21 protein-coding genes are annotated in these 18375 nt (G+C 59.9%); 10 read left to right on the plus strand and 11 right to left on the minus strand.

Annotated elements, in window-relative coordinates:
- Positions 1-75: 75 nt before the first annotated feature.
- Positions 76-1140, minus strand: coding sequence for an NAD(P)H-dependent flavin oxidoreductase (locus tag IB249_RS25300; RefSeq protein ID WP_192308477.1), 1065 nt, complete (start codon positions 1138-1140; stop codon positions 76-78).
- A gap of 260 nt (positions 1141-1400) precedes the next feature.
- Between IB249_RS25300 and IB249_RS25305 the strand changes: the two genes are divergently transcribed.
- Positions 1401-2384, plus strand: coding sequence for an MDR family oxidoreductase (locus tag IB249_RS25305; RefSeq protein WP_192308478.1), 984 nt, complete (start codon positions 1401-1403; stop codon positions 2382-2384).
- Position 2385: 1 nt separating this feature from the next.
- Here the strand turns inward: IB249_RS25305 and ada are convergent, their stop codons facing one another.
- The 4 genes from ada to IB249_RS25325 all read right to left on the minus strand — a co-directional run bounded on the left by ada (position 2386) and on the right by IB249_RS25325 (position 4693).
- Complete coding sequence (gene ada, locus IB249_RS25310; RefSeq protein ID WP_192308479.1) at positions 2386-3432, minus strand: bifunctional DNA-binding transcriptional regulator/O6-methylguanine-DNA methyltransferase Ada; 1047 nt, start codon at positions 3430-3432, stop codon at positions 2386-2388.
- 86 nt (positions 3433-3518) lie between these two features.
- Positions 3519-4184 (minus strand): DNA oxidative demethylase AlkB, encoded by a 666-nt coding sequence (gene alkB, locus IB249_RS25315; protein WP_192308480.1) that lies wholly within the window; start codon positions 4182-4184, stop codon positions 3519-3521.
- Between the two features lie 11 nt (positions 4185-4195).
- Positions 4196-4366 carry a hypothetical protein gene (locus tag IB249_RS25320; protein ID WP_192308481.1) on the minus strand — a complete coding sequence of 57 codons (171 nt, stop codon included), beginning with the start codon at positions 4364-4366 and terminating at the stop codon, positions 4196-4198.
- Positions 4367-4390: 24 nt separating this feature from the next.
- The gene (locus IB249_RS25325) at positions 4391-4693 is read right to left on the minus strand and encodes a DUF1883 domain-containing protein (RefSeq protein WP_057400164.1); all 303 of its coding nucleotides are present in this window, start codon (positions 4691-4693) and stop codon (positions 4391-4393) included.
- Positions 4694-4905: 212 nt separating this feature from the next.
- Between IB249_RS25325 and IB249_RS25330 the strand changes: the two genes are divergently transcribed.
- Both IB249_RS25330 and IB249_RS25335 read left to right on the plus strand, forming a co-directional pair.
- Entirely contained in the window at positions 4906-5265 is a 360-nt protein-coding gene (locus IB249_RS25330; RefSeq protein WP_192308482.1) for a hypothetical protein, read from the plus strand.
- 72 nt (positions 5266-5337) lie between these two features.
- Complete coding sequence (locus IB249_RS25335) at positions 5338-5568, plus strand: hypothetical protein (RefSeq protein ID WP_192308483.1); 231 nt, start codon at positions 5338-5340, stop codon at positions 5566-5568.
- Between the two features lie 8 nt (positions 5569-5576).
- Here IB249_RS25335 and IB249_RS25340 read toward each other — a convergent pair whose 3' ends face one another.
- Positions 5577-5858: a hypothetical protein gene (locus IB249_RS25340; RefSeq protein WP_192308484.1), complete on the minus strand. Its 282-nt coding sequence runs from the start codon at positions 5856-5858 to the stop codon at positions 5577-5579.
- Positions 5859-6056: 198 nt separating this feature from the next.
- Positions 6057-6245, minus strand: coding sequence for a hypothetical protein (locus tag IB249_RS25345; protein WP_192308485.1), 189 nt, complete (start codon positions 6243-6245; stop codon positions 6057-6059).
- A gap of 259 nt (positions 6246-6504) precedes the next feature.
- Here IB249_RS25345 and galU point away from each other — a divergent pair, with 259 nt between their 5' ends.
- The 4 genes from galU (at position 6505) to ahpF (ending at position 11353) form a co-directional block, all read left to right on the plus strand.
- Positions 6505-7344: a UTP--glucose-1-phosphate uridylyltransferase GalU gene (gene galU, locus IB249_RS25350; RefSeq protein WP_003182953.1), complete on the plus strand. Its 840-nt coding sequence runs from the start codon at positions 6505-6507 to the stop codon at positions 7342-7344.
- A 130-nt stretch (positions 7345-7474) separates the two neighbouring features.
- Positions 7475-8827, plus strand: coding sequence for a glutathione-disulfide reductase (gene gorA, locus IB249_RS25355; protein ID WP_192308486.1), 1353 nt, complete (start codon positions 7475-7477; stop codon positions 8825-8827).
- Positions 8828-9097: 270 nt separating this feature from the next.
- Positions 9098-9661 (plus strand): alkyl hydroperoxide reductase subunit C, encoded by a 564-nt coding sequence (ahpC, locus tag IB249_RS25360; protein ID WP_007975937.1) that lies wholly within the window; start codon positions 9098-9100, stop codon positions 9659-9661.
- 126 nt (positions 9662-9787) lie between these two features.
- Positions 9788-11353, plus strand: coding sequence for an alkyl hydroperoxide reductase subunit F (gene ahpF / locus IB249_RS25365; protein ID WP_192308487.1), 1566 nt, complete (start codon positions 9788-9790; stop codon positions 11351-11353).
- Positions 11354-11541: 188 nt separating this feature from the next.
- Here ahpF and gloA read toward each other — a convergent pair whose 3' ends face one another.
- On the minus strand, positions 11542-12063 hold the full coding sequence (gene gloA / locus IB249_RS25370; protein ID WP_192308488.1) for a lactoylglutathione lyase: 522 nt from the start codon (positions 12061-12063) through the stop codon (positions 11542-11544).
- A 144-nt stretch (positions 12064-12207) separates the two neighbouring features.
- Between gloA and IB249_RS25375 the strand changes: the two genes are divergently transcribed.
- The gene (locus IB249_RS25375; protein ID WP_192308878.1) at positions 12208-12732 is read left to right on the plus strand and encodes a DUF4946 domain-containing protein; all 525 of its coding nucleotides are present in this window, start codon (positions 12208-12210) and stop codon (positions 12730-12732) included.
- 167 nt (positions 12733-12899) lie between these two features.
- On the opposite strand, the gene IB249_RS25380 is transcribed toward IB249_RS25375, so the two are convergent.
- From IB249_RS25380 to IB249_RS25390, 3 genes are all read right to left on the minus strand, one after another.
- Positions 12900-13259 carry a histone-like nucleoid-structuring protein, MvaT/MvaU family gene (locus IB249_RS25380; protein WP_192308489.1) on the minus strand — a complete coding sequence of 120 codons (360 nt, stop codon included), beginning with the start codon at positions 13257-13259 and terminating at the stop codon, positions 12900-12902.
- 235 nt (positions 13260-13494) lie between these two features.
- Positions 13495-15021 carry an EAL domain-containing protein gene (locus tag IB249_RS25385; protein WP_192308490.1) on the minus strand — a complete coding sequence of 509 codons (1527 nt, stop codon included), beginning with the start codon at positions 15019-15021 and terminating at the stop codon, positions 13495-13497.
- Positions 15022-15136: 115 nt separating this feature from the next.
- On the minus strand, positions 15137-16009 hold the full coding sequence (locus IB249_RS25390) for a LysR family transcriptional regulator (protein WP_192308491.1): 873 nt from the start codon (positions 16007-16009) through the stop codon (positions 15137-15139).
- A 76-nt stretch (positions 16010-16085) separates the two neighbouring features.
- Here IB249_RS25390 and IB249_RS25395 point away from each other — a divergent pair, with 76 nt between their 5' ends.
- Together IB249_RS25395 and hppD are read left to right on the plus strand one after the other, a co-directional pair.
- On the plus strand, positions 16086-17027 hold the full coding sequence (locus IB249_RS25395; RefSeq protein WP_192308492.1) for a DMT family transporter: 942 nt from the start codon (positions 16086-16088) through the stop codon (positions 17025-17027).
- 248 nt (positions 17028-17275) lie between these two features.
- Positions 17276-18352, plus strand: coding sequence for a 4-hydroxyphenylpyruvate dioxygenase (gene hppD / locus IB249_RS25400; RefSeq protein ID WP_192308493.1), 1077 nt, complete (start codon positions 17276-17278; stop codon positions 18350-18352).
- Positions 18353-18375: the final 23 nt, after the last annotated feature.

The raw sequence follows: 18375 nt of genomic DNA on the forward strand, positions 1-18375 counted from the left end.
ATGCCTGCAAACGGAATCCGTCGGGTGCGTCCAATTGACCCAGTAGCCGCTGCGACAGTGGCTACAGGACCACTCTCAGGTTCGCATCAGCTTGGCCAGGCCCTCTTCCGCCAGGCGCCGGGTCAGTTCGGCCGTGGTCATTTCCACCGATAACGGAAACGCCTGTCCGGCCCACAGGTTGCTGAACTGTGCCTCGCCCTTGGCGCGCAAGGGCAGCAATGCGCCACCGGCCAGCGGAAAGGCCGGGGCCTTGTCGCTCATGGGGCCGATTTCGCGCATCACCCGATTGAAAATGCCCCGCGCCGGGCGGCCGGTGAACAGGTTGGTGAGTGCGGTGTCGCTTTCCCTGGCAGTCCGCAACGCCTGGTGATGGGAGGCGCTGACCTTGGCTTCCGGTGTGAACAGATACGCCGTGCCCACTTGCACCGCCGAGGCGCCCAGCACGAACGCCGCCGCCACACCCCGTGCATCGGCAATGCCGCCAGCGGCGATCACCGGCACCTTCACCGCGTCGACGATTTGCGGCAGCAGGGCAAACAGGCCGACCTGGCCGCTGATGTCGTCGCTGAGAAACATGCCGCGATGACCGCCGGCCTCGTTACCCATGGCGATGATCGCGTCGCAGCCATGCTGCTCCAGCCAGATGGCTTCCTCGACAGTCGTGGCCGAAGACAGGACCTTGGCCCCGGTCGCCTTGACCCGATCCAGCAGTGATTTTTCCGGTAGGCCAAAGTGAAAACTCACCACTTCGGGCCGCAGCTCTTCGACGACTTCGCAGGTCGCATGATCGAAGGGCGCGCGGTTGGACACCGGTGTCGGCGCATCGAAATCAACGCCCAGTTCGCGGTAGTAGGGCTCCAGCAGGTTTTTCCAATCCCGGGCGCGTTGCTCATCGGCTGCCGGGGGCTGGTGGCAGAAAAAATTGACGTTGATCGGTCGTCGGGTCTGCTGGCGAATGGTCTTGAGGTCCTCGCGCAACTGCTCGGTGGTCAGCATGGCTGCGGGCAACGAACCCAGGCCGCCAGCCTCGCTCGTCGCAATCACCATGGCCGTGCCCGTGGCGCCGGCCATGGGGGCCTGGATGATCGGCAGTTCGATCCCCAGCAAATCAATGATTCGGGTGTCTGGCCATTGGCTCATGTGCAGGGTTCTCCGAGGTCAAAACGGGGCAGGGACGGTAGAGCGGGTTTTTTAACAGCAATGATGAGGTGAAGACTAATCGAGTTTTTGTATGGGCTGTTTTTTGGGGTGTGAGGGTGTCTTGCCATCCATCTCATGGTGGGTGAGCTCAGCCAATTACTGGGTTCATTTGGGGATCCCCTGCCAAAAGTCGGGTTCCGGAAAGCGGTTTCAATGTGTTATTCCACTGCACGACAACCAGAAAACAGCGGGAGACAGCCATGTTCCAAGGTATTTTGATCGACAAGGACGACAGCGGTTACCGGGCCGAGCTGCAACAGATCAATGACGATCAACTGCCCGAGGGCGATGTGACAGTGCGTGTGGCGTACAGCACGCTGAACTTCAAGGACGGCCTGGCCATCACGGGCAGCAGCCCGGTGGTGCGAAAATTCCCGATGGTGCCGGGCATCGATCTGGCGGGCACCGTCGAAGTCAGCGGCCATCCGGACTACAAGGTCGGTGATCAGGTCGTACTCAATGGCTGGGGCGTCGGCGAAGGGCACTGGGGCGGACTGGCGCAAAAGGCGCGCCTCAATGGCGACTGGCTGATTCCCTTGCCCCGGGAATTCACCCCCGCCCAGGCCATGGCCATCGGCACCGCCGGTTACACGGCGATGCTGAGCATTCTGGCGCTGGAACATAACGGCGTGACGCCGGAGCAGGGTGAGGTCCTGGTGACGGGCGCCAATGGTGGTGTCGGCAGTTTTGCCATCGCCTTGCTCAACAAGCTCGGTTACCGGGTGGTGGCGTCCACGGGGCGTACTTCGGAACACGACTACCTGAAACGCCTGGGTGCCAGCGACATCATCGACCGTGCGACCCTGTCCGAGCCCGGCAAACCTTTGGCCAAGGAACGCTGGGCGGCGGTGATCGACTCGGTGGGCAGCCATACCCTGGCCAACGCCTGCGCCAGCACCAAGGCCAACGGCACGGTCGCCGCGTGCGGCCTGGCCCAGGGCATGGATTTTCCGGCGTCGGTCGCCCCGTTCATCCTGCGTGGCGTGACGCTCGCCGGGATCAACAGCGTGACCCAGCCCAAGGCCAAGCGGATAGTGGCGTGGAACCGACTGGCCAAGGACCTGGATTTTGCACTGCTGCCACTGATCAGTCACGAAATCGGCCTGAGCGAAGCGATCGAGGCGGCACCGCGCCTGCTCGCCGGCCAGTTGCGTGGCCGGGTGGTGGTGGATGTGAACCGCTGATTCAGCGCGACTCCCGCTCCAGCAACTGACGTTTGCGCTCCACGCCCCAGCGATAACCTGACAGGTTGCCGTCGCTGCGCACCACGCGATGGCAGGGAATCGCCACCGCCAGACTGTTCGCGCCGCAGGCCTGGGCCACGGCGCGCACGGCTTTGGGGGCACCGATGCGCCGGGCGATATCGGCGTAACTGGCGGTACTGCCAGCGGGGATGTCGCGCAGTGCCTGCCAGACACGTTCCTGGAATGCCGTGCCGCGCACGTCCAGCGGTAAATCCAGGCCGATGGCCGGGGCTTCGATGAAACCGACGACCCTGGCGATCAGTTGCTCGAACGCGGGGTCGGCGCCGATCAGGTTGGCCCGTCGAAACTTGTCCTGCAGATCGCACACCAATTGGTGCGGATCGTCCCCCAGCAGGATGGCGCAAACGCCGCGCGCGCTCTGCGCCACCAGAATCGCCCCGAGGGAACACTGGCCGACGGCAAAGCGAATGTCGTTGTTCTGTCCCTCGGCGCGGTAATCGCCGGGTTTCATTCCCAAAACCTGATCCGCCGCTTCATAAAAACGGCTGTTGGAGTTGAAGCCCGCGTCATACAGCGCTTCGGTCACCGAACCCGCATCGGCCAGACGCTGACGCAGCTTGCGCGAGCGGTGGGCCGTGGCATAGCCCCTGGGTGTCAGGCCGGTCACGGTTTTGAATACCCGATGAAAGTGAAAGCTGCTCAGGCCGGCGGCATCGGCCAGCTCGCCCAGCGTCGGCAGGTGCTCGGCGGTTTCGATCTGCCGGCACGCCGCGGCGACGGTCGCGGCGTGTTGCGTGGCGACCTCGGAGTGATCCTTTGCCGCTCGTTTGCTCGGACGATAACCCGCTGCCTGGGCTTGCTCGGCCGAGTCGAAGAATACGACGTTCTGCGGCTTGGGCAAGCGTGCGAGGCTGCTGGGTCGACAATAGATGCCGGTGGTTTTCACCGCATACACAAACTGCCCGTCAGCCTGGGGGTCGCGGGCGACGACGGCGGCCCAGCGGGGATCGTTCTCGGTGGTGGTCATGGCGTTCTGTCCGTTGATCCGTTTGAGTCAGATTAACCAGACGGCGAGGTCGCCGCACTCCGGGGCTTGCGGTCAAATTCCGGGGTTCAGTGTGAGGTGCGGAACGTGAAGTTGATCCGTTGCTCGCCCAGGCGTGGATGCTGGCCTGCCTTGATTGGCAAGATGCCGTGATAACGCAGGCGATCGACCCCGCCCCAGACCACGATATCGCCGTGAAACAGCGGCACCCGCTGGCTTTTGTCGTTGCGCTCGAAACCACCGAACAGGAACATCGCCGGCAGCCCCAGGGACACGGAAACAATGGGCGCTGCGTAGGACGCTTCGTTCTTGTCCTGATGCAATGACATCTTTGCGCCGGGAATGTAGCGGTTGATCAGGCATGAATCGGGCACGAAGTCGGCAAAACCCGCGTCCAGAGCCGCCGCCTGGGCGAGGGCGAAAAACACCTCGGGCATCGGCGGCCAGGGCGCCTGGGTGTGAGGATCCAGGCGTGAATAGCGATAACCGTTGCGGTCGGTGGTCCAGCCCCAGGTGCCGCAACTGCTCAGGGCCGCCGACATGGTGAAGCCACCGGGCGTGACCATTTGCCGAAACGGCGCCGCCGCCAGCACCGTCTCCAGCGCCGGCAGCAATCGCTCCAGCCAGGGCAGGGCGAAGCCCCGCAGGACGAAGGACTGTTGGCCGATCTGCTCGCGCCGCGGGACCTGTTCGGGCTCCGCGTCGGCAAACAGATCGAAGTTCATCGGGCTCATGAATCCACGTGTTACAGCGCCTTGCTGACGCTGATCTCGCTGATGACATCTTCACCGGCGCCATGCAGGGCGTCCAGCGCTGCCCTGGCTTCGGCTTCGGTGCCGTGTTCAAGCTGGGCAAATTCGAAGCGACGCTCACCGTTGAGCTTGTACTTGATGACGTATTTGGTGGTTTGGGCCATGGTCGTGCCTGCGTGTCGGGCTGTTCAGCTCAGTTTCGAGCTGGAACGGCGGATGATCTTGATCGAGTGGGTCAGGGTCGGCTTGCGGGTGACGCTGATTGCCCGACGGTTGACGGTGTCGATGGTGATGTTCCAGAAACCGGTGCTCGGTGCGGTGATGCGCGCCGGGAAGGTGTCGAACGCGCCGCCATGGTAGGTGTGGCGGCCGCCATTCTTGAAGCTGCGGAAGTTGGCGTCGTTCATCAAACGGATGTTGCACATTTGGGAGCATTGGATGACGACGATATCGTCTTCATTGAGGTGCTCGCGCTGGTGGATAAATTTCATGAGGCGCCTCCAGAAGGGCTTTTTCTACAAAATCAAAACGATAGCATGGGCGATTGGCGCAGTTTATCAGCCCGGACGGGTTATTATCCGGTTGCCGGGCTGCGCTTTGGCAATTAAAAACGGTTATTCGAAATTCAATGAACGATAAAAGCAATGAGCCTCGGAGAAAACCAGCGATTGTGCTGTCGGAGGATCTTTGTCGGAGGTTTTGTATGAAGTGGGGTGTATGGGTCTTGCCGTTTGCGTTGGCGATCAGTGGTTGTGCGAGCGTCGAGGAAATCAACGAGTCGCTGCCCACCATGAACGTGATTTCCGGTAAGAAACCCAATGAATACGCGCAATGCCTGACCGAAAAACTGGCCAGCAGCCGTGGCGCCCTGCAAGTCGAACCACAGGCGAAAGACGCTGTGCGGGTGATCGTGCCGCAGAAGTTTTCTTCGGGCCCGGCTGCGGTGTTCGATATTGAAGAGCGCTCCAACGGCAGCAGCATCAAGCTGCACGAGCGTATCTCCAACGTGCCCCTGCGCCCCATGGATGTTCGCAACGCCGCCACCGCTTGCATTTCCGGCTGATAGAATACCGACCGTCAGCACCGATGCCGCCAAAGCAACGCTTTGGCGGCATTGTCATTTCTGGAGTCGAGCATGAAGCGAGAGCAAGTAAGGGAGCGGCATGCAGAGGGTCATATCTCTGCCACCCATGTGATTCAGAACCCGGCGGACCCGGCCGAATGGATCGTGTTTTTCAAGAAAAGCGCCGGACGCAGTTATTTTCTGGTGGATGACAACGACGAAGTCGAATCCTTCGCCCGCCTTGACGACCTGATCGAAACCATTCGAGGCCTGGGGATCAAGTTCGCCGAGATCCACATGTAGGCCAGGTCTTACTTGCAGACCACCACGACGCTGCGGTTCTTGTAGTTGCCGACGTCGACCCCCAGGGTCTTGTCGCTTTCGGCGGGAGACGGGGTGCCATTGGTGCCGACGATTCGATAACCGGTGCCCGCGCAGGAGGCATCGGCTTTTTCATAGCAGGCCGCCCAGGAATTGGCCTCACCGGAGCAGTCGATGGCCAGGCCTTGTTCACCATTGTTCAGGTAAGTGGTTTCGGTGGTGGCACAACCGCTCAGGGCCAGCAGTGCAAGCAAGGGTAGAAGTCTTTTCATGGTGGGTTCGTCGTGGGGATGATGAGGCTGTGACAGCACCGCAAGCAAAAGGTTATAGCCAAAGGCCACTTCTTTGTCTGCCCCCAAAGATCGTGGGAGCGAGCCTGCTCGCGATGGCGGCGCATCAGTCAACCGTTCAGTCACTGACACACTGTCATCGCGAGCAGGATCGCTCCCACATGGCGCAGGCCGTTCAGATCAGGCCTTGTCCTTGCCGCGACGTTGGACAGTCGGGTGTTCCAGCTCCAGCACGGAGGCGACCTCGATGGCCAGCGCCTCGGTCGGGAAAGGGCCGGCGATCCGCTCGCCGCTGGCGCTGTCGACCCACCACTGGCCGTCTTTCGCCTTGTTGATCAGGTACCCGTTGACGCTCTTTGCTACCGACATCTATCTGCCTCGTTGGCTGGTTCAAGTGCGCAATGATAGCGTCAAATGGCCGCAACCGGTGCGTCAGGGCCGGGCAGATAGATCGGCGTCGGCGTGAATTTCTGCTATGCCTAATGGCACGCCAGCAATCCTGCGGAACTATCCGCTGGAATATTTCTCGTATGTTGGCATCGGTTAGCCAGTGCGGGGCATTGTAAGGTGCACGCCGCCTGATTAGACTGCGCCGAAACTCGTACACACAGCCTTTTCAAGGACTTTTATGATCAAGAAATGCTTGTTCCCAGCAGCCGGTTACGGTACTCGCTTCCTGCCAGCGACTAAGGCCATGCCCAAGGAAATGCTGCCGGTGGTAAACAAGCCACTGATCCAGTACGGCGTCGAAGAGGCACTGGATGCCGGATTGACCGAAATCTCCATCGTGACCGGTCGCGGCAAGCGCGCCCTGGAAGACCACTTCGACATCAGCTACGAGCTGGAAAACCAGATCAAGGGCACCGACAAGGAAAAGTACCTGGTCGGCATCCGCAAGTTGCTTGACGAGTGCTCGTTCTCGTACACCCGCCAGACCGAAATGAAAGGCCTGGGCCATGCCATCCTGACCGGCCGTCCGCTGATCGGTGACGAACCGTTTGCCGTGGTACTGGCAGACGACCTGTGCGTCAACCTCGAAGGCGACGGCGTACTGACCCAGATGGTCAAGCTGTACAAGCAGTTCCGCTGCTCGATCGTGGCCATCCAGGAAGTCGATCCGCAGGAAACCAACAAGTACGGCGTGATCGCCGGCGAGATGATCCGCGACGACATCTACCGCGTTCACAGCATGGTCGAGAAACCAAAGCCGGAAGATGCGCCGTCGAACCTGGCCATCATCGGTCGCTACATCCTGACCCCGGACATTTTCGACCTGATCGAACAGACCGAGCCAGGCAAGGGCGGTGAAATCCAGATCACCGACGCCCTGATGAAGCAGGCCCAGAACGGCTGCGTCATGGCCTACAAGTTCAAAGGCAAGCGTTTTGACTGCGGCGGCGCCGAAGGCTACATCGACGCGACCAACTTCTGCTTCGAGAACTTCTACAAGACCGGCAAGGCTTACTGATAGCGCCTGACCTGCTTGTACTGAAAAGCCACCTTCGGGTGGCTTTTTCGTTTTCTGCCCCCAAATAGTTCGCAGCGCTTGCCCAACGAACGGCGGCGGGTATGCTGATGGCCTGCCGAGGAGAATGAAAATGGCCTTTGATTTTGACCTTTATGTGATTGGTGCCGGTTCCGGTGGTGTGCGGGCTGCGCGGTTCGCGGCGGGTTTTGGCGCCAAGGTGGCCGTGGCCGAGAGCCGCTACCTGGGCGGGACCTGTGTCAACGTTGGCTGCGTACCGAAAAAACTGCTGGTCTACGGTGCGCACTTCGCCGAAGACTTCGAGCAGGCCTCGGGTTTTGGCTGGACGCTGGGCGAGGCCGGGTTCGACTGGGCAACGCTGATCGCCAACAAGGATCGCGAGATCAATCGCCTGAACGGCATTTACCGCAACCTGCTGGTCAACAGCGGCGTGACCCTGCATGAAGGCCACGCCAAAATCGTCGATCCGCACACGGTCGAAATCAAGGGTGAGCGGTTTACCGCGAAGAACATCCTGATTGCCACCGGCGGCTGGCCGCAGGTTCCGGAGATTCCGGGGCACGAGCATGCGATCAGTTCCAACCAGGCGTTTTTCCTCAAGGCGTTGCCGAAGCGGGTGCTGGTGGTGGGCGGCGGCTACATTGCCGTGGAATTCGCCGGGATCTTCCACGGTCTGGGCGCCGAGACCACGTTGTTGTATCGCGGTGACCTGTTCCTGCGTGGCTTCGATGGCTCGGTGCGCAAGCATCTGCAGGAAGAATTGACCAAGCGTGGCCTGGACCTGCAGTTCAACGCAGACATCGAACGCATCGAAAAACTGGCCGACGGCAGCCTCAAGGCGACCCTCAAGGACGGTCGTGTGCTGGAGGCCGATTGCGTGTTCTACGCCACGGGACGGCGTCCGATGCTGGACAACCTCGGGTTGGAAAACACCGGGGTAAAGCTCAACGAAAAAGGTTTCATCGAGGTCGATGAGCAATACCAGACCGCCGAGCCGTCGATCCTGGCCTTGGGCGATGTGATCGGTCGGGTCCAGCTCACCCCGGTGGCACTGGCCGAAGGCATGGCCGTCGCGCGTCGCCTGTTCAAGCCTGAGCAGTATCGCCCGGTGGATTACACCATGATCCCGACGGCGGTGTTCAGCCTGCCGAACATCGGCACCGTCGGCCTGACCGAAGAAGAGGCCCGCAAAGCCGGGCACGAGGTGGTGATTTTCGAAAGCCGTTTCCGGCCGATGAAACTGACCCTGACCGATTGCCAGGAGCGCACTTTGATGAAGCTCGTGGTAGACGGCAAGACCGACAAGGTGCTGGGCTGTCACATGGTCGGACCGGATGCCGGAGAGATCGTGCAAGGCTTGGCGATTGCCCTGAAGGCCGGGGCCACCAAGCGCGACTTCGACGACACCATCGGCGTGCACCCGACGGCTGCCGAAGAGTTCGTGACCCTGCGCACGCCGGTCTAGAGCACCACCACGATCTTGATCTTGTGGGAGCGAGCCTGCTCGCGATGCGGTCTGTCAGTGAGATTTCTGTATCTGACACACCGCATCGCGAGCAGGCTCGCTCCCACAGGAACATTGGGGGGAACATTTCTCAGATTCCTTTCTTCTATTAATAACGTCAGCTAATAGCGAAAACCGATCAGCAGCATCAGGTTTGCCAATGAGCCAACCGCCCGTCGACCCGGTAAAGTTCTCTCCATCAACTTCACAACCCCTGACGGAGAGTCAACGATGCCTATCATCAACAGCCAAGTTAAACCGTTCAAAGCTGACGCATTCAAAAATGGCGACTTCGTAAAAGTCTCGGACGCCGACCTGAAAGGCAAGTGGTCTGTCGTGTTCTTCTACCCAGCCGACTTCACCTTCGTGTGCCCAACCGAACTGGAAGACCTGGCTGACAACTACGACGCGTTCCAGAAGCTGGGCGTCGAAATCTACAGCGTTTCCACTGACACCCACTTTGCCCACGCTGCCTGGCACAACACTTCGCCAGCCATCGGCAAAATCCAGTACACCATGATCGGCGACCCGACCCACGCCATCTCCCGCAACTTCGACGTGCTGATCGAAGAAGCTGGTCTGGCTGACCGTGGCACTTTCGTGATCAACCCTGAAGGCCAGATCAAGATCGTTGAACTGAACGACGGCGGCGTTGGCCGTGACGCTTCCGAGCTGCTGCGCAAAATCAAGGCTGCTCAATACGTCGCTGCTCACCCAGGCCAGGTCTGCCCAGCCAAGTGGAAAGAAGGCGAGGCCACTCTGGCTCCGTCCCTGGACCTGGTCGGCAAGATCTAAGTCCATGACACGCTTCACAGGGCGGTACTCCGCACCTCTTCAGTAAGCTGCACCGCCCAGTAAAGACGCCCGGGCGAGATTCGCTCGGGCGTTTTTTTATGCACGCAATCAAAGGAAATCGCCCGTATGTTGGACGCCAATCTTAAAGCCCAGTTGAAATCGTACCTGGAACGGGTCACCCAACCGATCGAGATCGTTGCTTCTCTCGACGACGGTGCGAAATCCCAGGAAATGCTCGAACTGCTGAAAGACGTTGCCAGTCTTTCCACTCAAATTACCTTGCTCGACAACGGTGACGATGCACGCAAGCCATCGTTCTCGATCAATCGACCCGGTCAGGACATCAGCCTGCGTTTCGCCGGCATCCCGATGGGTCACGAATTCACCTCGTTGGTGCTGGCCCTGCTGCAAGTCGGCGGCCACCCTTCGAAAGCCAGTGCCGAAGTGATCGAACAGATCCGCTCGCTCAAGGGTGAGTTCAACTTCGAGACTTACTTCTCGCTGTCCTGCCAGAACTGCCCGGACGTGGTCCAGGCGTTGAACCTGATGGCGGTACTGAACCCGAACATCCGCCACGTCGCCATCGACGGCGCGTTGTTCCAGGCCGAAGTCGATGATCGCAAGATCATGGCCGTGCCCAGCATCTACCTCAACGGCGAAGTGTTCGGCCAGGGCCGCATGGGCCTGGAAGAGATCCTCGCCAAGATCGACACCAGCGGTGCCGAGCGCCAGGCCGAGAAAATCAGCGCCAAGGACGCCTTTGACGTGCTGGTGGTCGGCGGTGGCCCGGCCGGTGCGTCGGCGGCGATCTACGCGGCCCGTAAAGGCATCCGTACCGGTGTCGCGGCCGAGCGTTTTGGCGGTCAGGTGCTCGACACCATGGCCATCGAAAACTTCATCTCCGTGCAGGAGACCGAAGGTCCGAAACTGGCCAGCGCCCTGGAAGAACACGTCAAGCAGTACGACGTCGACATCATGAACCTGCAGCGGGCCAGCGCGCTGATCCCGGCGAAAAACCCCGGCGAGCTGCACGAAGTGCGCTTCGAAAGCGGTGCCAGCCTGAAAACCAAGGCGCTGATCCTGGCCACCGGTGCACGCTGGCGTGAAATGGGCGTGCCGGGCGAGCAGGAATACAAAGCCAAAGGCGTGTGTTTCTGCCCGCACTGCGACGGCCCGCTGTTCAAGGGCAAGCGTGTGGCGGTCATCGGCGGCGGCAACTCCGGCGTTGAAGCGGCGATTGACCTGGCGGGTATTGTCAGCCATGTCACGTTGCTGGAGTTCGACAGCAAGCTGCGCGCCGATGCCGTGCTGCAACGCAAGCTGTTCAGCCTGCCCAACGTCGATGTCATCACCAGCGCGCTGACCAGCGAAGTGAAGGGTGACGGCGAGAAGGTCACCGGCCTGGTCTACAAGGACCGTGATTCAGGTGAGTTCAATACGGTCAACCTCGAAGGTATCTTCGTGCAGATCGGTTTGCTGCCCAACACCGACTGGCTCAAAGGCACTGTCGAGTTGTCGCCCCGTGGCGAAATCATCGTCGATGCCCGTGGCGAGACTTCGCTGCCGGGTGTGTTCGCCGCCGGTGACGTGACCACCGTGCCGTACAAGCAGATCGTGATCGCCGTGGGCGAGGGTGCCAAGGCTTCCCTGAGCGCGTTCGACCACCTGATCCGCACTTCGGCCCCGGCTTGACGCCAAGGCCTGAAACACAAAACCCCATGAGCGATCATGGGGTTTTTTTTGCTTCGCACATTTCAACTGTGGGAGCGAGCCTGCTCGCGATATCGGTACGTCAGTCAACGAGGTCGTGAATGATATTCCGCAATCGCGAGCAGGCTCGCTCCCACAAAAGAAGGTCCGCAGGTGTTTCGAACCGGGCCTTACAACGGCGCCGGCTGAATGATTTCAACCCAATATGCATCCGGGTCCTTGATGAAGGCCAGGCTTTTCATGCGACCGTCGCTCAGGCGTTTCTGGAAATCGCAGCCCAGGGCCTCGAATCGCTCGCACGCCGCGACGATGTCCGGTACCGAGATGCAGATATGGCCGAATCCGCGCGGGTCGGTGTTGCCGTTGTGGTAGGCGAAGTCCGGGTCGTTTTCGGTGCCGTGGTTGTGGGTCAGTTCCAGGATGCCGGGAATCGATTTCATCCATTCGGTACGGGCAGCAGCATCGGCCGGGATCTGGTCCTTGTCGACCAGCGCCAGGAAGTACAGGCTGAATTCGGCTTCCGGAAAGTCGCGTTTTTCCACCAGCGAGAAACCCAGAATGCGCGTGTAGAAGTCCAGGGACTTGGTGATGTCCTTGACCCGCAGCATGGTGTGGTTGAAGACGAACTTGTGGGTCGCGGTATCCGGCTGGGCAGTCACGCCGGGAAAGGTGTTCAATTCGTGCAGGCTCATGGGCCCTCCGTAAACAAGTGGGGCTAACGAATGGTGCCAATGATACGCAAGGGGGCTGGCATCACCAAACCCAATGCGTCGGCTATTGCCTGGGCCGCAGCCTGGGCTCAGACTTTGCGGTTCAATCCGCGAGTGTTCATTGCAATGATCCGATCCTGTAAATCGCTGTTGGTTCTGGTTGGGCTGCTGTCAGGCATCAGCGTTGCGCAGGCCGATGCCCCCGTCGTCAGCTGGCCGCAGGGCTGGGAGATCGAAGCGGTCCCGCAGGATGATGCCAGGCCCCAGGTGTTCCGGCAGCGCGCAGTGAAACACGATCAGGGCGGTACGCCGGTCATGGTCATGGAGTTGACTACCACCCCCGTGGACAGCGGGCACCAGGTCAATTTGCAGGGCGTGTTGCTGGAGATGCGCAAATCCGTGCAAAAGGACTTCTTTCAGGGCGGCTATCAAAGCGTGTGCAATAAAATTCATCCGGCGACCCTGAGCCGGCTAACGGCGCTGGAAACCACCTGTACGATTACCCAGAATGGCCGACATGTGCTTTCGCAAACATTGGTCGCGGCGGTGGATGCCGATAAGGCGTATGTTTTTTCCTACGCGGGGCAAGCCGAAGCTTATAAGGCCAGCGAGGACGAAATAGCACTCGCTCGCAACAGTCTGAAACTTTAGTTGGCACGGGTGTGTCATCGAGCATTGGGCAGTTTTACAGGCCCAAAAGGATTAAGCACAAAGTTAATCGGCAAGTAGTCTATTGATCGATTCAAATCGTTGCATTTGTTGAGTATCCAAGAAAAAGCCCTGCATCAAGCAGGGCTTTGTGTGTTTACCGGGCGTGCTTAGCGCACCCAGGAATCAACGGTGGACGCGCCGTATTTTTCCTTCCAGGCTTTCAGCCCACGGTGGTTGCCGCCCTTGGTTTCAATCAGTTCACCGGTGTGCGGGTTCTGATAGACCTTGACCACGCGAGCGCGGCGGGTTTTCGGTGCGGTGGCCTGCTGCAAGCCGGACTTCGGGTTCGGATCGAGAATGGCGACGATGTCACGCAGGGTCTTGCCGTAGGTTTTCATCAGCGCCTGGAGCTTTTCTTCGAATTCGATTTCTTTCTTGAGCCCGGCATCGTTCTTCAGGGATTCCAGCTGTTTGAGCTGTTCTTGAAGGGCTTTTTCAGCTGCACGAAATTCAGCGAGTCTGGACAATATCTTTACTCCAATAGTGTGTTTGGCTGATACCAACCGCAAACAAAGCTATAAGCCAAGAGCCTTGAAGCGACTCGGTGATAAGTGGCTCACCTGCCAATCTAGCGCAGGCAGGAAAAATTGTAGTAGTTAATGGCCGAAGAGTAAATCCTGACTTTTTCTTCATGTAACAAGAAGGGCTGTTTTGATTCAAGACGGTGCGTGGTTTCGTTGTTCTGTCGCATAAAGTCGCTAGTTAATGATGAGTTAATGCGTAAATGAAGTCTGCCCCGGGCATCGGCCGGCCGAACAGATAACCTTGCAGGAAGTTGACGCCATGGGCACTCAGGTACTCGCTTTGTTCGGTGGTCTCCACGCCCTCGGCAACGATGCCCAGGTCGAGCTTGGCCGACAGTTCGATGACGCTGTCCAGAATGTGTCGCGACAGGGCGTCGGCGCCGATCATGGCAACGAAACTCTGGTCGATCTTCAGGAAGTCCACGTTGAACTGGCGCAAGTAGACCAGGCTGGAATGACCGGTGCCAAAGTCGTCGAGGGCGATCATCACGCCCAGTTGGTGAAGCTGCTCGAACAGTTGCAGGGTCATGGCTGTTGGCTCGATAAGCTGGCGTTCGGTCAACTCCAGCACCAGGTGAATGGAGCCTGGTGCAAATGCGCCGAGAAATGTCCGGCAATCTTCGACCAGTGCCAGGCTCTGGCAATGGCTGGCCGAGATGTTGATGCCTATGTGGAACGGTTCCTTGAATGCAGGGGAAAGGGGGCCCAGCAGCTGTGCTGTTTGCTGCATCAATGAGCGCGTCATCGGTACGATCAGGCCGGAGTGCTCGGCAAACGGGATGAACAGGTCCGGCCGCACCAGGCCTTCCTTGGGATGGTTCCAGCGCATCAACACTTCTGCTCCCGACCACTGTTTGCTGATGCCATGCACCACGGGCTGGAAGTAAGGCACGAACTCCCCGGCATCCAGTGCACGCTGGAGCTCGTGGCTGGGCGACGAGGTACGCTGTTGCACGCTCTGTGCAATCAGCGCGGACACGGCGCCAAAAAAGATCAGCAGACTGAACAGCGACGGGTAATGGCTGCGCATGTAGCGCCAAGTCTCGCCTTCGGGGAAACCTGCCGTGACCCAATAGCCATATCGCTGGGAAGCCCGTTGGTTTTCGGCCACGGGCAGTGCGGGAGAATCGCCCTGATGAACCTTGCCGTCTGCCGATAGCCAATGTGGGCCAACACGCAACAACAGCACGGTGTTACGGCCGATCAGGCGCAGCACGTTAGCCAGGTGATAACCGTCGAGGGTGGTCAGCGCGCCCTGTTTTCCTTGGTTGAGGCGGTACACCAGCAAGGCGGTGTCCGGCGTGACGGGGTTGCCGTTCATCAGCCACAAGGTGCCCTGGTTATAGTCATCGGCATTGACCTTCTCCTGGTGCTCGCCGAACAACGAGCTGCAATAGAGGTTGTCTTCCCAGACCAGGTTGGTCGAACGCACGAACGGACGGCGGGTGACCTGTTCGCGCAAGGCCAGTTTCACCGCTTCGCAAGGCTGGCCAGCCAGCGGCAACAACTCACGGGCGGCCTGGGCGGTGTTGTCGAGCATCAGGTCGAACTGGCGAATGGCTTCTTCGGCGGTCACACGGGTGCTTTGCTCGAGCGCACGCTGCGCTTGCAGGCAAAGAATGGCGAACCCCAGGCCTATTGGAAGCAAGCCGCACAATACGGTCACGAGCAGGCGGCTACGGCGGGTTTTGATGGTCAATGGCATTCGCGAAACCTGTCACGATGGAGGAGGGCCCTGTCATGCTCGAAGGGCAGCGGCGCGCCTCCCGGGAAGCGTGCGGTCCATGGCCATGATAGTTGGCCTTCGACGCCTGTGTGGTTCAACGGTATTGCAGGCTGCAGGCGAGTTTGATGAAGGCCAGCGTCGCCGGTGACGACTGGCGCCGGTCCAGCACGGCCAGGCCGACCTGACGGGTAACGACCGGCGTCAGCGGTTTTTTCACGTAGTGGCTGTCAGCGGTGTCGGGCAATGATCCTTCAGCGACCAGGGTCACGGCGTCGCCGCGCGCCACGGTATCCAGTGTGCTGAGCAGTTGCGAGCACCGGTAACGAATGTTGGGGGTCAGTTGCGCCGCGCTGAACAACCGCGAAACCAGTTCCGAAGAGCCGGCTTCGGTCAGCACGAACGGGTCGTTGCACAGGTCGCTAAGGCTTACGCTGTCGCGAACTGACAGGGGATGCCCGGTGGGGAGCAACGCGACCATCTGGTCCTGGATCAGCGCAAAGGTGTCGAAGCGCTCCTGCGGCAGCACCACGAAACCGATGTCGATGCGGCGTTCTTCCAGCCATTGCAGGACCTGGCGGTCAGGGCCTTCATCGATGTGCACCTCGATACCCGGATGAGCGGCGCGATAGTGTTGCAGGATCATCGGCAGCAACTTGATCGACGATGTCGGGCCGAATGAGCCGATGCGCAGGGTGCCGCGTTTCATGCCGCGGGCGTCTGCCGCTTCCTGGCGCAGGGTGTTGGCCAGGCCGAGCATCGCCCGGGCACGCAGCAGCAGCTGTTGGCCGATGTCGCTGAGTTCCACCTGGGACTGGTGCCGGCGCAACAGTTCGACCCCCAGCTCCTGCTCCAGCGATTTGAGGGCGTGTGACACCGCTGATTGGGAAATCCCCAGGCGATGAGCCGCCGCCGTGAAGCCGTGGAGCTCGGCCACCAGCGAGAAGATCTCGAGTTGGGTGAGGGTCATGAGTTTTTACTCATTTTACGATTATCAAGTATTAGTCAAATTATACGTCATCGTTGAGTTTCGGATCCGCCAACCTATGAAGACGTATGAATACCCCCTCGCAACCCGCTCCGTGGCGGTGTACTGCACACTGGCTGCCGTGACCATGATCTGGGGCGGCACTTTTGTCGCCGGGCGATTTCTGGCGGACAGTCTCAGCCCTTTGTTCGCCGCCAGCCTGCGATTCCTGCTGGCCAGTGCCGCGTTGTGGCTGTTCCTGCTGGTGGCCCGGGTGCCTTGGCTGCGGCCCAGCGCCAGGCAGTGGCTGCAACTGGCGCTGCTCGGCTTTTTCGGTATCTTTTTCTACAACTTGTGCTTCTTTTATGGCCTGCAGTACATCAACGCGTCCCGAGCGTCGCTGATTGTGGCGCTGAACCCGGCGGTGATCGGGCTGGCTTCGTGGCTATTGTTCAAGGAGCGCCTGGGCCCGACGAAGGTCCTGGGCATCGCCATCTGCATCGCAGGAGCGAGCCTGGTGATTGTCAGCCGTCACCCGACGCTGCTGGCCGGCCATGCCGATGCATGGATCGGCGACCTGCTGATTTTCGGTTGCGTGCTGGGCTGGGGGATTTACTCGCTGTTCTGCAAGGAGTTGAACCAGGCGCTGGGGCCAGTGCGGACCGTGACGTATTCGATCTGGCTGGGCACGGCGATGCTCTGGGTGGCCTGCGCGGTCAGAGGTGAATTGAGCGTTTCGGCGCTGGTGGGGCTGGGTTCGCCGCAATGGTTGAGCCTGATTTACCTCGGTGTCCTGGGCTCGGCGCTGGCCTATATCGGCTACTACGACGGCTTGCGCAAAATCGGTGCGACACGCTCTGGCGTGTTCATCGCCCTGAACCCGCTGACAGCGGTCATACTCGGTGCGCTCCTGCTGGACGAGCAGTTGACCCTGGTGATGTGCCTGGGCGGCGGGCTGATCCTGGCAGGGATTTTCCTGTGCAACAAACCCCTTGCGCGGGTGGCGAAAAAGGGGATTTGATACAGGAGGCGGACAAACCGATTTACGCTGTGTAGAATCGGTTTACGCATACAATAATAATCGTCTTCTGGCAGCAGAAGCCTTGCCTGCCAGAGCCTTGGGTCGACCATGAACAGCTTCGGGTTTCAACTGATCTACGGTGACTTCCTCGCCCGCAGCGTGCGGGGCATCTCCTGTGCGCCACCGGCCGGCCTCAGCATTTCAGCAGCTAACGTTTGTTAATTGACCAGAATGATGAGGCGCCAACCATGGCTGATTTATACGAAAACCCAATGGGCCTGATGGGCTTCGAGTTCATCGAATTCGCATCGCCAACGCCCAACACCCTGGAGCCGATCTTCGAGATCATGGGCTTCACCAAGGTCGCGACCCACCGTTCCAAGGACGTGCACCTGTATCGCCAGGGTGCGATCAACCTGATCCTCAACAACGAACCCCACAGCGTCGCTTCGTACTTTGCCGCCGAGCACGGTCCTTCGGTGTGCGGCATGGCCTTCCGCGTCAAGGATTCGCAGAAAGCCTACAAGCGTGCACTGGAACTCGGCGCGCAACCGATCCACATCGAAACCGGCCCGATGGAGCTGCACCTGCCGGCGATCAAGGGCATCGGCGGCGCGCCGCTGTACCTGATCGACCGTTTCGGCGAGGGCAGTTCGATCTATGACATCGACTTCGTGTTCCTCGAAGGGGTCGATCGCAATCCGGTCGGCGCCGGCCTGAAAATCATCGACCACCTGACCCACAACGTGTATCGCGGTCGCATGGCGTACTGGGCGAACTTCTACGAGAAGCTGTTCAACTTCCGCGAAATCCGCTACTTCGACATCAAGGGCGAATACACCGGCCTGACCTCCAAGGCGATGACTGCACCGGACGGCATGATCCGCATTCCGTTGAATGAAGAGTCGTCCAAGGGCGCGGGGCAGATCGAAGAATTCCTGATGCAGTTCAATGGTGAAGGCATCCAGCACGTGGCGTTCCTCACCGACGACCTGATCAGCACCTGGGATCGCCTGAAGAACATCGGCATGCGCTTCATGACCGCGCCGCCGGAGACCTATTACGAAATGCTCGAAGGCCGTCTGCCGAACCACGGCGAGCCGGTGGGCGAGTTGCAATCGCGGGGCATCCTGCTCGACGGTTCCTCCGAGGCGGGCGACAAGCGCCTGTTGTTGCAGATTTTCTCGGAAACCCTGATGGGGCCGGTGTTCTTCGAATTCATCCAGCGCAAGGGTGACGATGGTTTCGGCGAAGGCAACTTCAAGGCGTTGTTCGAGTCGATCGAGCGGGATCAGGTCCGGCGTGGGGTGTTGAACGCGGAGTAACTGATACCACCGTAAAATTGTGG

This window comes from Pseudomonas sp. PDM04, from assembly GCF_014851765.1.
Lineage (GTDB): Bacteria > Pseudomonadota > Gammaproteobacteria > Pseudomonadales > Pseudomonadaceae > Aquipseudomonas.

Bases quoted from the DNA above. Each gene is read 5' to 3' on its own strand.
- IB249_RS25300 (WP_192308477.1), bottom strand. From the start codon at position 1,140: ATGAGCCAATGGCCAGACACCCGAATCATTGATTTGCTGGGGATCGAA.
- IB249_RS25305 (WP_192308478.1), top strand. From the start codon at position 1,401: ATGTTCCAAGGTATTTTGATCGACAAGGACGACAGCGGTTACCGGGCC.
- ada (WP_192308479.1), bottom strand. From the start codon at position 3,432: ATGACCACCACCGAGAACGATCCCCGCTGGGCCGCCGTCGTCGCCCGC.
- alkB (WP_192308480.1), bottom strand. From the start codon at position 4,184: ATGAGCCCGATGAACTTCGATCTGTTTGCCGACGCGGAGCCCGAACAG.
- IB249_RS25320 (WP_192308481.1), bottom strand. From the start codon at position 4,366: ATGGCCCAAACCACCAAATACGTCATCAAGTACAAGCTCAACGGTGAG.
- IB249_RS25325 (WP_057400164.1), bottom strand. From the start codon at position 4,693: ATGAAATTTATCCACCAGCGCGAGCACCTCAATGAAGACGATATCGTC.
- IB249_RS25330 (WP_192308482.1), top strand. From the start codon at position 4,906: ATGAAGTGGGGTGTATGGGTCTTGCCGTTTGCGTTGGCGATCAGTGGT.
- IB249_RS25335 (WP_192308483.1), top strand. From the start codon at position 5,338: ATGAAGCGAGAGCAAGTAAGGGAGCGGCATGCAGAGGGTCATATCTCT.
- IB249_RS25340 (WP_192308484.1), bottom strand. From the start codon at position 5,858: ATGAAAAGACTTCTACCCTTGCTTGCACTGCTGGCCCTGAGCGGTTGT.
- IB249_RS25345 (WP_192308485.1), bottom strand. From the start codon at position 6,245: ATGTCGGTAGCAAAGAGCGTCAACGGGTACCTGATCAACAAGGCGAAA.
- galU (WP_003182953.1), top strand. From the start codon at position 6,505: ATGATCAAGAAATGCTTGTTCCCAGCAGCCGGTTACGGTACTCGCTTC.
- gorA (WP_192308486.1), top strand. From the start codon at position 7,475: ATGGCCTTTGATTTTGACCTTTATGTGATTGGTGCCGGTTCCGGTGGT.
- ahpC (WP_007975937.1), top strand. From the start codon at position 9,098: ATGCCTATCATCAACAGCCAAGTTAAACCGTTCAAAGCTGACGCATTC.
- ahpF (WP_192308487.1), top strand. From the start codon at position 9,788: ATGTTGGACGCCAATCTTAAAGCCCAGTTGAAATCGTACCTGGAACGG.
- gloA (WP_192308488.1), bottom strand. From the start codon at position 12,063: ATGAGCCTGCACGAATTGAACACCTTTCCCGGCGTGACTGCCCAGCCG.
- IB249_RS25375 (WP_192308878.1), top strand. From the start codon at position 12,208: ATGATCCGATCCTGTAAATCGCTGTTGGTTCTGGTTGGGCTGCTGTCA.
- IB249_RS25385 (WP_192308490.1), bottom strand. From the start codon at position 15,021: ATGCCATTGACCATCAAAACCCGCCGTAGCCGCCTGCTCGTGACCGTA.
- IB249_RS25390 (WP_192308491.1), bottom strand. From the start codon at position 16,009: ATGACCCTCACCCAACTCGAGATCTTCTCGCTGGTGGCCGAGCTCCAC.
- IB249_RS25395 (WP_192308492.1), top strand. From the start codon at position 16,086: ATGAAGACGTATGAATACCCCCTCGCAACCCGCTCCGTGGCGGTGTAC.
- hppD (WP_192308493.1), top strand. From the start codon at position 17,276: ATGGCTGATTTATACGAAAACCCAATGGGCCTGATGGGCTTCGAGTTC.